Origin of the sequence: Enterococcus sp. AN402 (assembly GCF_040719405.1) — a bacterium.
Taxonomy (GTDB): Bacteria; Bacillota; Bacilli; order Lactobacillales; family Enterococcaceae; genus Enterococcus; species Enterococcus faecalis.
In genome coordinates this window covers 1,683,637-1,698,453 of the sequence record NZ_JBFDTM010000004.1, presented here as the reverse complement: position 1 = coordinate 1,698,453, position 14,817 = coordinate 1,683,637, and the positions used below count along the sequence as shown (strand labels likewise).

Annotated in this window: 14 protein-coding genes; all 14 read left to right on the top strand. The window is 38.8% G+C overall.

What is annotated here, in order from left to right; translation table 11 throughout:
* The 14 genes from AB1I62_RS09645 to tpiA all read left to right on the top strand — a co-directional run bounded on the left by AB1I62_RS09645 (position 1) and on the right by tpiA (position 14,787).
* On the top strand, positions 1-753 hold the full coding sequence (locus tag AB1I62_RS09645; RefSeq protein WP_202250947.1) for a 16S rRNA (uracil(1498)-N(3))-methyltransferase: 753 nt from the start codon (positions 1-3) through the stop codon (positions 751-753).
* Positions 754-967: 214 nt separating this feature from the next.
* Complete coding sequence (locus AB1I62_RS09640; RefSeq protein ID WP_002357079.1) at positions 968-3,181, top strand: bifunctional (p)ppGpp synthetase/guanosine-3',5'-bis(diphosphate) 3'-pyrophosphohydrolase; 2,214 nt, start codon at positions 968-970, stop codon at positions 3,179-3,181.
* A gap of 23 nt (positions 3,182-3,204) precedes the next feature.
* Positions 3,205-3,651, top strand: a complete 447-nt coding sequence (gene dtd, locus AB1I62_RS09635; protein WP_002357080.1) for a D-aminoacyl-tRNA deacylase — start codon at positions 3,205-3,207, stop codon at positions 3,649-3,651.
* A gap of 139 nt (positions 3,652-3,790) precedes the next feature.
* Positions 3,791-4,012: a hypothetical protein gene (locus AB1I62_RS09630; protein ID WP_002383130.1), complete on the top strand. Its 222-nt coding sequence runs from the start codon at positions 3,791-3,793 to the stop codon at positions 4,010-4,012.
* Positions 4,009-5,310: a histidine--tRNA ligase gene (gene hisS, locus AB1I62_RS09625; RefSeq protein ID WP_002362049.1), complete on the top strand. Its 1,302-nt coding sequence runs from the start codon at positions 4,009-4,011 to the stop codon at positions 5,308-5,310. Before AB1I62_RS09630 ends, hisS begins: the two co-directional genes overlap by 4 nt.
* Before the next feature lie 17 nt (positions 5,311-5,327).
* Entirely contained in the window at positions 5,328-7,097 is a 1,770-nt protein-coding gene (gene aspS / locus AB1I62_RS09620) for an aspartate--tRNA ligase (protein WP_202250945.1), read from the top strand.
* Between the two features lie 153 nt (positions 7,098-7,250).
* Positions 7,251-8,087: a bifunctional hydroxymethylpyrimidine kinase/phosphomethylpyrimidine kinase gene (locus tag AB1I62_RS09615; protein WP_202250944.1), complete on the top strand. Its 837-nt coding sequence runs from the start codon at positions 7,251-7,253 to the stop codon at positions 8,085-8,087.
* Entirely contained in the window at positions 8,071-8,577 is a 507-nt protein-coding gene (locus AB1I62_RS09610) for an ECF transporter S component (RefSeq protein WP_002357086.1), read from the top strand. Before AB1I62_RS09615 ends, AB1I62_RS09610 begins: the two co-directional genes overlap by 17 nt.
* Positions 8,574-9,143: a TIGR01440 family protein gene (locus tag AB1I62_RS09605; protein ID WP_002365825.1), complete on the top strand. Its 570-nt coding sequence runs from the start codon at positions 8,574-8,576 to the stop codon at positions 9,141-9,143. Before AB1I62_RS09610 ends, AB1I62_RS09605 begins: the two co-directional genes overlap by 4 nt.
* A gap of 142 nt (positions 9,144-9,285) precedes the next feature.
* On the top strand, positions 9,286-10,164 hold the full coding sequence (locus tag AB1I62_RS09600; protein WP_002357090.1) for a YitT family protein: 879 nt from the start codon (positions 9,286-9,288) through the stop codon (positions 10,162-10,164).
* 420 nt (positions 10,165-10,584) lie between these two features.
* Positions 10,585-11,622, top strand: a complete 1,038-nt coding sequence (locus AB1I62_RS09595) for a sugar-binding transcriptional regulator (protein ID WP_002357092.1) — start codon at positions 10,585-10,587, stop codon at positions 11,620-11,622.
* 39 nt (positions 11,623-11,661) lie between these two features.
* On the top strand, positions 11,662-12,663 hold the full coding sequence (gene gap, locus AB1I62_RS09590) for a type I glyceraldehyde-3-phosphate dehydrogenase (protein WP_002357093.1): 1,002 nt from the start codon (positions 11,662-11,664) through the stop codon (positions 12,661-12,663).
* Positions 12,664-12,789: 126 nt separating this feature from the next.
* Complete coding sequence (locus tag AB1I62_RS09585) at positions 12,790-13,983, top strand: phosphoglycerate kinase (RefSeq protein WP_002357094.1); 1,194 nt, start codon at positions 12,790-12,792, stop codon at positions 13,981-13,983.
* Positions 13,984-14,031: 48 nt separating this feature from the next.
* Positions 14,032-14,787: a triose-phosphate isomerase gene (gene tpiA, locus AB1I62_RS09580; RefSeq protein ID WP_002362045.1), complete on the top strand. Its 756-nt coding sequence runs from the start codon at positions 14,032-14,034 to the stop codon at positions 14,785-14,787.
* The last annotated feature ends 30 nt before the right edge of the window (positions 14,788-14,817 follow it).

Here is a 14,817-nt window from a genome sequence, read left to right as displayed (position 1 = left end):
ATGCAACGGTATTTCATGAAAGAAGATTATCAAGAAAAAGATTTGTATAAAGTCGCAGATGAAAACTATCATCATATTGTGCGAGTTATGCGAATGACGCCGAATGATCGTTGTTATTTAGTATTTCAAAATAAAACTGCCATTTTAGCTGAGATTGTGGAAATTGATTCAACGTCTGTTTACTTTAAAGAAATTAGTAAAGAAGAAATGGACAAAGAATTGCCAATTGAAGTGACGATTGCGTGTGGGTTACCAAAAGGGGACAAGTTAGAATGGATTGTTCAAAAAGGCACGGAGCTAGGTGGCAATCAGTTTATCGGCTTTCCTGCGAAAACTTCCGTTGTCAAATGGGACCACAAAAAAAGAGCAGCCAAAGAAAAAAGATTACAAAAAATTGCCACAGAAGCGGCGGAGCAATCGCATCGGCAGCAGACACCAAGTGTTTCTTTGGTGGAAAAAACACAAGAAATCATTGCGCAATTTGACTCATATGACACAGTCTTGGTTGCGTATGAAGAATCAGCAAAACAAGGAGAAAAAAGTCAATTAGCACAAGTATTATCCACTTGCCAGCCAGGCGCACGTTTGTGTGTGCTCTTTGGACCTGAAGGTGGCTTTGCACCGCAAGAAATTGAACAATTTCTGCAGTCTGGGGCGAAACTTTGCGGGTTGGGTCCGAGAATTTTACGAGCAGAAACAGCACCGTTGTATCTTTTAAGTGCGGTTAGCTACCAAATGGAACTTTTAAATTAAACGAAAGACCGCCTGTAAAATTCTTGTAGACATTCTCTTTGAATAAACAGAGAGTAAAAAAGCGACAGTGATTGAAATTTAAGGGAAATTTAGTATAATAGAGTTGTTGAAAGTGCTACTGTTTCAAGTGGTACTTTTCTTTTTTATTAAAATAGATAAAACGTGAACGAAGTGTTCTTTATCCAAAGGTCACCTTCATAGAGGAGTGAATACCATGCCAAAAGAAGAAATACTGACAGGCCCAGCGGTCATCAAAATTGTAAGTACCTATATGGGACCAGAACATGTTGAGTTGGTTCAAAAAGCATTAACTTATGCTGAAAAAGCACACGAAGGTCAAGTCCGACAATCAGGTGAACCTTACATCATCCATCCGATTCAAGTGGCAGGCATTCTGGCTGAATTACATATGGATCCCCATACTGTAGCAACAGGATTTTTACATGATGTTGTCGAAGATACGGACGTAACACTGGACGATTTAAAAGAAGAATTTGGCGAAGACATCGCAATGTTAGTCGATGGCGTGACGAAACTAGGAAAAATTAAATATAAATCTCATGAAGAACAATTAGCTGAAAATCATCGAAAAATGTTATTGGCAATGGCGCAAGATTTACGGGTTATTATGGTGAAACTAGCCGATCGTTTGCACAATATGCGCACATTAAAACATTTACGTGAAGATAAGCAACGACGGATTGCACAAGAAACTTTAGAAATTTATGCGCCTTTAGCACATCGCTTAGGGATTAGTCGAATTAAATGGGAATTAGAAGATACGGCCTTACGTTATATTAACCCCAACCAATACTATCGAATTGTTAATTTGATGCAAAGCAAACGCGATGAACGTGAAGCTTATGTGGCAGAAGCAGTCGAAGATATTCGTTTAGCTACGGAAGATTTAGAAATTTACGCAGAAATATATGGTCGACCAAAGCATATTTATTCAATCTATCGTAAAATGAAGGACCAAAAGAAACAGTTTAATGAAATCTATGACTTATTAGCCATTCGTGTTATTGTCGATTCCATTAAAGATTGCTATGCCGTGTTAGGGGCGATTCATACACGTTGGACACCAATGCCAGGTCGCTTTAAAGATTATATTGCTATGCCAAAAGCGAATATGTATCAATCTATCCATACGACAGTTATTGGGCCAAAAGGGAATCCAGTAGAGGTCCAAATTCGGACCCATGAGATGCACCAAATCGCCGAATTTGGGGTGGCGGCTCACTGGGCCTATAAAGAAGGCAAAGCGGAAAAAATTGAAACAGATGAACTGACGAAGCAAGTCGATTGGTTCCATGAAATTATTGAATTACAAGATGAAAGCTATGATGCTTCTGAATTTATGCAAGGTGTGAAAGAAGACATTTTTAGCGACAAAGTCTATGTCTTTACGCCAAGTGGAGATGTAACCGAACTGCCAAAAGGCTCCGGACCACTAGATTTTGCCTACAGCATTCATACTGAAATTGGGAATAAAACAACCGGTGCGAAGGTCAACGGCAAAATGGTACAGTTAGATTATGTCCTAAAAAATGGGGATATTATTGAAGTCCTAACATCACCGAATTCTTTCGGACCTAGCCGCGACTGGCTGAAAATGGTTAAAACAAGTAAAGCCAAAAATAAAATCAAACGTTTCTTTAAAGAACAAGACCGTGAAGATAATATTATTAAAGGGCATGATGCTGTCATTAAATACATGACAGAAATCGGCTTTACACCGAAAGAATTTTTAACGAAGAATAAAATGGCGGAAGTGCTAGATAAATTTAAATTTCAAACGGAAGATGATTTATTTGCGGCAGTAGGTTATGGCGAAGTAAGTGCGCAAGTAGTGTGCAATCGTTTAACAGAAAAAGAACGCCGCGAACAAGAGTTGGAACGCCAACGTCAAGAAGCGGAAGAGTTGCTAAATCAGCCAGCTAAAAAAGAATCAGAAAAAATGAAAGTTCGTCATGAAGGTGGCATCGTGATTCAAGGGGTGGACAACCTATTGATTCGTTTAAGCCGCTGTTGTAATCCAGTGCCCGGTGATGAAATCGTTGGTTACATTACCAAAGGACGGGGCGTTTCAATTCATCGTGCGGACTGTCCTAACGTACAGCATCAAGAAGAATTAGCACAACGTCTAATTGAAGTTGAATGGGAAGATACCGAGCACAGTCGCAAAGAATACGCTGCCGATTTGGAGATTTACGGCTATGATCGTAGTGGCTTACTAAGTGATGTTTTACAAGTCATTAGTTCGATGACAAAAAATTTAGTCGGCGTTGAAGCTCGTCCATCCAAAGATAAGATGGCCCAGATTCATGTTACTGTGAAAATTCAAAACCTTTCTCATTTAAAAACCATCGTTGACAAAATTAAAAGTGTACCAGATGTTTATAGTGTTCGTCGAACCAATGGGTAAGTGTTAAAAGTGAGGCAAAACAGATGAAAGTAGTTATTCAAAGAGTCAGTCAAGCACAAGTTGCGATAGAAGAGCAGATAGTGGGACAAATCAAACAAGGCTTCATGGTGCTGGTGGGCATTCATCAAGAAGACACGCCAGAAGATGTGGCTTATGTTGTTGGCAAAATCAGTAAATTACGTGTTTTTGAAGATGACGAAGGAAAAATGAATCGCAGTATTCAAGAGATTGAAGGATCAATTTTGAGTATCTCTCAATTTACCCTCTATGCAAAAACTAAAAAAGGCAATCGTCCCAGTTTTATTGAAGCGGCTCGTCCAGATGTGGCGATTCCTTTGTATGAATTATTTAATCAACAATTAGAAGCAGAAGGAATAGCGGTAGCCACAGGAGAATTTGGCGCGGATATGCAAGTGTCGTTGACCAATGATGGTCCAGTGACCATTGTGATTGATACACGAGAAAAATAATTGATTTTCCTGTCGGAACCCCTTGACTTTCTAAGAGAACTTTAGTAGTTTATAGATAATATTAAAAATCTACGAAGGAACGAGTAAGTTTCATCTGTCTGCGAAGAGAGAGTTGCCGTGGCTGAGAGCAACTTCAACAGTGAAAGTGAAAGACATTCTGGAGATGGACGGAAGAAAAGCCGTCCCGTTACGAGCGTTAATCGTTGAGGAAAGAGTAAAATCTTTCAAAACTAGGTGGTACCGTGTAAAAGAGACTTTTACGCCCTTGTATGTTCAACATACAAGGGCTTTTTTCATTTTTAGAAAAAAGAAAATGGCGCACACATTTTTGTGGAATGATAGAAGGAGAGAAAGACAATGAGTTATCAAAAACCAAAAGGAACAAACGATATTTTGCCAGGAACTTCTGAAAAATGGCAATTTGTGGAAGAAACAGCTCGTTTGATTTTTAAAGATTATCAATACCAAGAAATCAGAACCCCGATTTTTGAACATTATGAAGTGATATCTCGCAGTGTTGGCGATACTACAGATATTGTTTCAAAAGAAATGTATGATTTTTATGATAAAGGAGACCGTCACGTGACGCTACGTCCTGAGGGGACAGCGCCAATTGTTCGGGCCTTCGTTGAAAATAAATTATATGGTCCGGAATATACGAAACCATATAAAACCTATTACATGGGGCCGATGTTCCGCTATGAACGCCCACAAGCTGGTCGTTTGCGTCAATTCCATCAAATTGGTGTGGAAGCATTTGGTAGTGAAAACCCAGCATTGGATGTTGAAATCATGGCTATGGCTTTGGACTTCTTCAAACAATTAGGCATCCAACAAATCAAATTAGTTATTAATTCCTTGGGGGATAAAGAAACACGTGCTACGTACCGTCAAGCATTAATCGATTATTTAGAGCCCCATATGGCAGAATTAAGCGAGGATTCACAACGTCGCTTACACGAAAATCCATTGCGGGTGTTAGACAGCAAAGATAAAAAAGACAAGGTGATTGTCGCAGAAGCGCCCTCCATTTTAGATTATTTAAATGAACCATCTAAAGCACATTTTGAAGCAGTAACTGATATGTTAGATTTACTAGAAATTCCTTATGAAATTGATAGTAATATGGTTCGCGGGCTGGATTATTACACACACACAATTTTTGAAATTATGAGTGAAGCGCCTAAAATGGGTGCGCAATCAACTATTTGTGCAGGAGGCCGATACAATGGTTTAGTTGAAGAATTAGGCGGCCCAGACACACCAGGTTTTGGTTTTGGTATGGGCATTGAGCGAGTGTTGTTAACAATGGAAGCTGAAGAAGTTGTGATTCCAGCGTTATCTGAATTAGACGCATATGTGGTTGGCATTGGTTCAGAAACCAACGTCGCAGCTTTGCAACTTGTTCAAAGCATTCGTAACTTTGGTTTCTCAGCTGATCGTGATTACATGAATCGCAAACCAAAAGCGCAATTTAAAACGGCCGATAAATTACAAGCAAAATTAGTTTTAACAATCGGTGAAAATGAATTGAATGAAGGCATTGTCAACGTAAAATCAATGGCAACACGCGAAGAAAAAGCCTTCCCGTTAAGTGCTATTCATGATTCATTTGATGAAGTGTATGACGAAATGATGACAAAAATGATTGAAGAATAAAAAGGAGAGATTGAGAAATGGCAAAACGCACAACCTATTGCGGCAATGTATCTGCCGAATTTATTGAAAAAGAAGTTGTATTAAAAGGATGGGTTCAAAAACGTCGTGACTTAGGAGGCGTTATCTTTATTGATTTACGTGACCGTGAAGGAATCGTCCAAGTGGTCTTTAACCCAGAAAAGTCAAAAGAAGCATGGGAAATTGCTGATAAATGTCGTAGTGAATACGTCATCGAAGTTAAAGGTCAAGTCGTTTATCGTGATAAAGAAGCGATTAATCCCAAAATGAAAACTGGCGAGTTTGAAGTGATGGCGACTGACATTACGATTTTAAATACTGCGAAAACAACGCCATTTACCATTGAAGATGACAATAACGTTAATGACGAATTGCGCATGAAATATCGTTATTTAGATTTACGTAGTCCATCAATGACAAACAACATTAAATTACGTCACCAAGTAACGAAAACAATCCGTCACTATTTAGATAATCATGACTTTTTAGACATTGAAACTCCTTATTTAGGCAAATCAACACCAGAAGGCGCTCGCGATTATTTGGTTCCTTCTCGTGTCCATGCCGGTCATTTTTATGCTTTACCACAATCACCACAACTCTTTAAACAATTATTAATGGGGGCAGGCTTCGATCGCTATTACCAAATCGTTCGCTGTTTCCGTGATGAAGATTTACGAGGCGACCGTCAGCCAGAATTTACACAAATCGATATCGAAACGACCTTTTTAACACCAGAAGAAATTCAAACATATACAGAAAATATGTTGGCTGAAGTGATGAAAGAGACAAAAGGAATTGAGATTTCTGTTCCGTTTCCACGAATGAGCTATGACGAAGCAATGGCACGCTATGGTAGCGATAAACCCGACACTCGTTTTGCTATGGAATTAATTGATGTTGCAGATGTAGTGAAAGACGTAGACTTCAAAGTTTTCCAAGCAGCGTTGGAAAATGGCGGACATGTGAAGGCTTTGAATGCAAAAGGCGCCGCAGATAAGTATTCTCGTAAAGATATGGATAACTTAGGTAAGTATGTGAGTCAATTTGGCGCAAAAGGCTTAGCTTGGTTAAAAGTTGAAGAAGATGGCTTAAAAGGACCGATTGCTAAATTCTTAACAGAAGTTAGTGATGAATTAATTGCTGCTACCAATGCAGAAGTCGGTGATATTTTAATGTTTGGTGCCGATAAACCTGAAATCGTAGCCGCTGCTTTAGGTGCGGTACGTACACGTTTAGGTAAAGAATTAGGTTTAATTGATGAATCGAAATTCAATTTCCTATGGATTGTGGATTGGCCGTTGTTTGAATATGATGAAGAAGCTGGTCGCTATGTTTCTGCTCATCATCCATTTACACAACCAAAAGCAGAGGATGTGGCCCGCTTAGCAACAGACCCAGCCTCTGTGTATGCTGAAGCTTACGATGTTGTCTTAAACGGCTACGAATTAGGCGGTGGCTCATTACGGATCCATACACGAGAATTACAAGAAAAAATGTTTGAAACGTTAGGTTTTACAAAAGAAGAAGCACAAGACCAATTTGGTTTCTTGCTAGACGCATTAGATTACGGCTTCCCGCCACATGGAGGGATTGCTTTAGGGCTAGACCGCTTAGCAATGCTATTGGCTGGGGAAGAAAATATTCGTGAAGTGATTGCCTTCCCTAAAAACGGGAAAGCAATTGACCCAATGAACAACGCACCAAGTTTAGTTTCTCCATTACAATTGTTTGAATTAAACATTGATGTAACAGCCATTGACGAATAAGTGTTAAATCCAAAGAAAGAGTGACTTCATTGACGGATGAGGTCACTCTTTTTTTGGAAAGGAAAAAGATAACGAAAGACTTAAAAAGTGGCTGAGCTAAAAATCTGCCAATTGGCTGTTTTTTCTTTTTAGAAAACTTTGTATGATAACTGAGTGCATAAAGGAGCGAAACAAATGACAAAAATAATTTTAACAATTGGCGGTTCCGATCCTTTTTCAGGTGGCGGGATTCAAACAGATTTAAAAACGTTTGAAAATCATCAAGTCTTTGGCTTATCAACTTTAACTTGCCTTGCTACAGCCCCTAAGAATCATTTTCAGATTCATGACCTGGAGACTTCTTTGGTGAAAGAGCAACTCGCTTCCATACCTGCCGGGAGTTTAGACGGCATCAAGATTGGCTTGATTCACAGTGAAGAAAGTATGTTACAAATTGCAACCTTTTTTAAAAAGCATGCAGGTCTGCCGGTGGTGTTGGATCCTGTCTTGGCTTTTAAAGAAACGACTTCAGTTTATGAAAAAAGATACATGCAGTTATTGATTGAAAAACTTTTTCCATTCGCAACGATTATAACGCCTAATTTAAAAGAAGCAGAATTACTCATTGGCAGAAAATTAACAACCGTCGAAGAAGTCCAACAAGCGGCGGAAGAGTTAAACTCTTTAGGAGCGGCAACGGTGGTGATTAAAGGTGGTAATCGTTGGCTTGGCCAAGAAGCACGTGACTTTTTTTATGATGGACAACAACATATTCAATTGGTCAAAGAAAAAGTAATGGCCCACACCATTGATGGCGCTGGTTGTTCCTTTGCCTCTGCAATTGGTGCGAATTTAGTTAAAGGATATCCGTTAATTGAAGCAGTTGATTTAGCAAAAACATACGTTCATGAAGCCATTGTTTCTGGAGTCCAGCTAAATGCAGCTTTTGGAAGTGTGTGGCATGAAGGATTACTAGCAGGAGGTGTGGCGGATAATGACAAGAAAAATTAGTCTATATGCAGTAATTACCGCTTTAACAGTGGCTGTGTCAATGGTCTTTATTATCCCCGTCCCAGCAACAAATGGCTTTGTTACATTGGCGGATGCAGGGATTTACATTGCTAGTTTACTTTTTGGTCCGATCGGTGGCTTGACAGTCGGAGCTTTAAGCGGTGGCTTAATTGATTTATTGTCAGGCTATCCACAATGGTTCGTTTTTTCGTTATTGATTCATGGCGGACAAGGTTGGTTAGCAGGGCACTTCTTTAATAAAAATAAAAAGATGCAAACGCTAGGATTACTTTTAGCCAGTCTCCTCATGATTAGCGGGTATGCTTTAGCGACTAGCTGGCTTTACGGCGTGGGTGCGGGGATTGCCTCTTTACCAGGGAATATCATTCAATCCTTATTTGGGGTGATTGTAGCATTGCCTCTTAGTCAAACATTAAAACGTGTGTTACCAAAAAATGGTCGTTTAGAAGAAAGAAGGATGAACAAATGACTATCGATGAAAAAATGTTAAAAGAACAGTTAGTGACAATTACAGAAGAAGTCATTACAGCAGGAAATTTACAAAAAGGGGACCTATTTGTTTTAGGTTGTACCACCAGCGAGGTAGTAGGTGGCGTCATTGGTAAAAATTCCAGTGCCGAAGTAGGACAATGGATTGTCTCAACCTTAATTGAACAATTAGATAAAAAAGGCATCTCTTTGGCTGTCCAGGGATGCGAACATATTAATCGTGCTTTAGCGATGGAACGTCGTGTGGCTGAAGAAAAAGGCTTTGAAATTGTCTCGGTAGTACCGCAATTACATGCTGGCGGTTCTTGTTCAGTGGCTGCCTTTGAAAAATTTGATGAACCTGTGGAAGTTGAACATATTGTTGCTCAAGCAGGGATTGACATTGGCGATACATCTATCGGTATGCATGTAAAACATGTGCAAGTTCCTCTTCGCTTGAGCATTCGAACGTTAGGTGCGGCCCATGTTACAGCATTATATTCTCGTCCTAAATATATTGGTGGACCAAGAGCCCATTATGAAACCACCCAAGAACGAAATCGTTAAGATTTCGTTCTTTTTTCATTTCTATAAACATTTGATGAATCTTCCGTAATTATTATAGGAATCTCTTTTTTTCTCTCGGTAAACCACGTATAATATGAAAAGAAATGTAATTTATTGAAAACCTGAAACGAGGCTATTATTTATGAAAAAAATTTATGACGGACTGCCAGTTCATGACTATACAACAAAATTTTCTGTGTCGATTGTCTATGCTATTCTTGCATCAATTGCCATGAACTTTTTCTATCAACCAGGAAATATTTATTCCAGTGGCTTAACAGGCTTGGCCCAAATTTTAACAACCCTCTCAACAAAAATTGTCGGTTTTAATGTGCCTGTCTCTATTACATTGTATCTGTTAAATGTGCCGTTATTCTTTATTGCGTGGAAGAAAATAGGTAAGAAGTTTACAATTTTTACTTTCATTACCGTGACTTTAACTTCATTATTTATGCATATTGTTCCGCAAACGGTGATGACCCAAGATCCAATTATATGTGCTATTTTTGGTGGGGCGATTTCTGGATCAGGAATTGGTTTTGTCTTAAAAAACGGGGTTTCTTCTGGGGGCTTAGATATTCTAAGCATTACCATTCGGAAAAAAACGGGGCGTTCAGTTGGCTCGATTTCAATTTATTTTAACGCACTAATTGTCTTCGTTGCAGGTTATTTATTTGGCTGGCAGTACATGTTCTACAGTGCGTTATCAATTTTTGTAAGTGGGAAGGTCACAGATGCTGTTTATACTAAGCAAAAGAAAATGCAAGTTATGATTGTCACTAAAAACCCAGATCGAGTCGTGGATGAGATTCAAAAGAAAATGCGCCGTGGTATTACAATTATTCATGAAGCGGAAGGGGCATATCGCCACGACCGCCAAACTGTTTTGCTAACTATTGTGACACGCTTTGAGTTGCCAAGTTTAGAAGCAGCCATGAAAGAAAGCGATCCGAATGCCTTTGTCAGCATCTCAGATAATGTCAAAATTTTAGGACGTTTTTACGAAGAAGATTACAAATAAAAGGATATGAAGCAACGAGAGAATGGCTGTGTCTATTCTTTCGTTGCTTTTTTTGAAAAATAAGTAAAAAAATGCTTTGTGAGAGGACCTGAAATTTCCATTTAAACAAGAAGTTAATTGAAAGACGTTCGTGAATTCCTTTGCTTTTGGTTTAATTAGATCTAATTATTCGGAAATAAGTTGCTATTATTTCCCACAAACGAATGCTTTGTTTGGATTTGAAAGAAAACGATGAAAAAAGAATCATTTTTATTGAAAAGACCTAAAAAAACTGGTACACTAAGTGTGTAATTGATAAGTACTTTTAATACTGTTATGAATAAATAGTAGGAAAAACGAACATCAATTCTATTTTTTTAAAGTTCATAGGTCGTTTTCAGTCTTACTTGGACATATTTCGACCCACAAAAGGAGCGCATCATGTTAAAAGAATTTAAAATGATTGAAGCAGTTGCTCCAGATATGCTCGATGTATTACAAGAAAGATTCCAAATTCTTCGCAATATTTATTGGATGCAACCTATTGGACGTAGAAGTTTATCAGAAACGATGGGAATTACAGAGCGAGTTTTGCGTACAGAAACAGATGTTTTAAAGCAACTCAACCTGATTGAACCTTCAAAAAGCGGGATGACATTAACAGAACGCGGTTTGGAAGTCTACCAAGGCTTAGAATTAGTCATGAATCAATTGCTTGGTATGCACCAAATCGAAAAAGAAATGACACAGTACTTTGGCATTCAACGTTGTATCGTTGTTGCAGGAGATAGTGATATCCAAAAGAAAGTTCTTTCGGACTTTGGAGATGTCTTAACCAATACGCTGAATTTACTCTTACCAAATGGTGAGAATACAATTGCGGTTATGGGTGGGACAACAATGGCCATGGTGGCCGAAAATATGGGATCACTAGAAACTGAAAAACGTCATAATTTGTTTGTTCCAGCCAGAGGAGGGATTGGTGAAGCAGTTTCTGTCCAAGCCAATTCAATTAGTGCTGTAATGGCCAACAAAACGGGTGGTAACTACCGGGCGTTATATGTCCCAGAACAATTGAGTCGTGAAACGTATAATAGTTTATTACAAGAACCCTCGATTCAAGAAGTTCTTACGTTAATTAGTCATGCCAACTGTGTGGTGCACAGTATTGGTCGAGCGTTGCACATGGCGGCACGCCGAAAAATGTCTGATGACGAAATGGTTATGCTCAAACAAAAAAATGCCGTGGCAGAATCGTTTGGTTATTTCTTTGATGAAGAAGGAAAAGTGGTCTATAAAATTCCACGAATTGGCCTTCAATTAAAAAACTTACAAGAAATTCCCTATGTCGTCGCAATTGCGGGCGGCAAAACGAAAGCCAAAGCCATTCGCGCATATATGAAAAATGCACCAAAACAAACGTGGCTCATCACAGATGAAGCTGCCGCAAACGAGATTTTAAAAGGGGTAACCCTTTAAAATAAAAAATTTTTGATTTTCATAAGGAGGAAATCTTTAATGACAGTTAAAGTAGGTATTAATGGATTTGGACGTATCGGACGCTTAGCTTTCCGTCGTATCCAAGATGTAGAAGGAATCGAAGTAGTTGCAATCAACGACTTAACAGATGCTAAAATGTTAGCACACTTGTTAAAATATGACACAACTCAAGGCCGTTTCAACGGTACAGTTGAAGTTCACGAAGGTTCATTCAACGTTAACGGCAAAGAAATCAAAGTTTTAGCTAACCGTAACCCTGAAGAATTACCATGGGGCGAATTAGGCGTAGACATCGTTTTAGAATGTACTGGTTTCTTTACTTCTAAAGAAGCTGCTGAAAAACATTTAACTGCTGGTGCAAAACGTGTAGTTATTTCAGCTCCTGGTGGTAACGATGTACCAACAATCGTTTACAACACAAACCATGAAACATTAACTGGAGAAGAAACTGTAATTTCAGGCGCTTCTTGTACTACAAACTGCTTAGCTCCAATGGCTAAAGCTTTACATGACAACTTTGGTGTTGTTGAAGGTTTAATGACAACTATCCACGCTTACACAGGTGACCAAATGACATTAGACGGACCACATCCTAAAGGCGACTTCCGTCGTGCGCGCGCTGCTGCTGCAAACATCGTACCTAACTCAACTGGTGCTGCTAAAGCAATCGGCTTAGTAATCCCAGAATTGAACGGTAAATTAGATGGCGCTGCTCAACGTGTTCCTGTAGCAACTGGTTCATTAACTGAATTAGTTACTGTATTAGACAAAGAAGTTACTGTTGATGAAGTGAATGCAGTAATGGAAAAAGCTGCTAACGAATCTTATGGTTATAACACAGACGAAATCGTTTCTTCTGATATCGTAGGTATGACTTACGGTTCATTATTCGATGCAACTCAAACAAAAGTTATGACAGTTGGCGACAAACAATTAGTTAAAACTGTTGCTTGGTATGACAACGAAATGTCATACACTGCTCAATTAGTTCGTACTTTAGAATACTTCGCTAACTTATAAGATTCATTCTTATCATTAGTGAAATTTGAACAATTGTGAAATAATAAGCGGGGAAGCAACGCGCTTCTCCGCTTTCTTTTTTTAAAAAAGAAAAATCCTAAAATTGACAATACAGGAGGTCTACTCATGGCTAAAAAGACAATTAAAGATGTAGATTTAAAAGACAAAAAAGTCCTTGTCCGTGTTGACTTTAACGTTCCGTTAAAAGATGGCGTGATCACAAACGATAATCGTATCGTAGCGGCTTTACCAACAATCAAATACGTGATTGAAAATGGCGGAAAAGCAATTCTTTTCTCTCATTTAGGTCGTGTAAAAACAGAAGAAGACAAAGCTGGCAAATCATTAAAACCAGTGGCTGAACGTTTAAGCGAATTACTAGGTCAACCAGTTACTTTTGTTCCAGAAACACGTGGTAAAGAATTAGAAGACGCTGTTAACAATATGAAAGATGGCGACGTTTTAGTATTTGAAAACACTCGTTTTGAAGATGTTGACGGCAAAAAAGAAAGCGGCAATGACGCTGAATTGGGTAAATACTGGGCTTCTTTAGGCGATGTATTTGTCAATGATGCTTTTGGTACTGCACACCGTGCACATGCCTCAAACGTTGGAATTGCTTCAACTGGTATCCCAACAGTTGCTGGTTTCTTAATGGAAAAAGAAATTAAATTCATCGGCGAAGCTGTTGAAAATCCAAAACGTCCATTCGTAGCAATCTTGGGTGGCGCAAAAGTTTCTGACAAAATCGCTGTCATTGAAAACCTAATTGAAAAAGCCGATAAAATTTTAATCGGTGGCGGTATGGCTTACACATTCATGAAAGCACAAGGCTATAGTGTTGGTTTATCTTTACTTGAAGAAGATAAAGTGGACTTAGCGAAAAGCTTAATGGAAAAAGCTGGCGACAAATTAGTTTTACCGGTTGATACAGTTGTCTCTAAAGAGTTCAGCAATGACGCTCCTTTCCACACGGTTCCTTCAACTGAAATCCCAGATGATGAAGAAGGCTTGGATATCGGTGAAAAAACAATTGAATTATTCGCTAACGAATTACAAGGTGCGAAAACAGTTGTTTGGAATGGTCCAATGGGCGTATTTGAAATGAGTAACTTTGCCAAAGGAACAATTGGTGTTTGTGAAGCGATTGCTAATTTAGAAGATGCAACAACAATCATTGGTGGCGGGGACTCTGCTGCTGCAGCAATTCAATTAGGCTACGAAAACAAATTCTCTCACATCTCAACAGGTGGCGGAGCAAGTTTAGAATTATTAGAAGGCAAAACTTTACCAGGTTTAGCTTCTATTAACGATAAATAATCAGTTTAAAAGACAATATTTTTAAAAAAAGAAAAGGATGTGCTTTTCATGCGCAAACCAATTATCGCTGGTAACTGGAAAATGAACAAAACTTTAAGCGAAGCACAAAGCTTTGCAGAAGCAGTAAAAAATGCTGTTCCATCAAACGACGTTGTTGACGCTGTGATTGGATCTCCAGCATTATTCTTAGCTCCTTTAGCTTGGAACCTAAAAGATTCTGAAGTGAAATTAGCTGCACAAAACTGCTACTGGGAAAACGCTGGTGCCTTCACTGGTGAAAACTCACCCGCTGCAATTGCAGATTTAGGTGTGAACTATGTGATTATCGGACACTCTGAACGTCGCGAATATTTCCACGAAACAGATGAAGATATCAATAAAAAAGCCAAAGCAATCTTTGCAAATGGTATGACACCAATCTTCTGTTGTGGTGAAACTTTAGAAACGTATGAAGCTGGTAAAACAGCGGAATGGATCGAAGGTCAAATCACTAACGGCTTAGTTGGTTTATCAAACGAACAAGTTGCTTCAATGGTTATCGCTTACGAACCAATCTGGGCAATCGGAACTGGTAAATCTGCAGATGCTAATATTGCAGATGAAATCTGTGGTGTTGTTCGTTCAACAGTTGAAAAATTATACGGCAAAGAAGTTTCTGAAGCTGTTCGTATTCAATACGGTGGTTCTGTTAAACCAGAAAACATCGCTGAATATATGGCAAAAGAAAACGTTGACGGTGCTTTAGTCGGCGGCGCAAGCTTAGAAGCAGACTCATTCCTAGCTTTATTAGATGCTGTAAAATAAGAAATCACTAACGGTAACGTTTTCTCAATG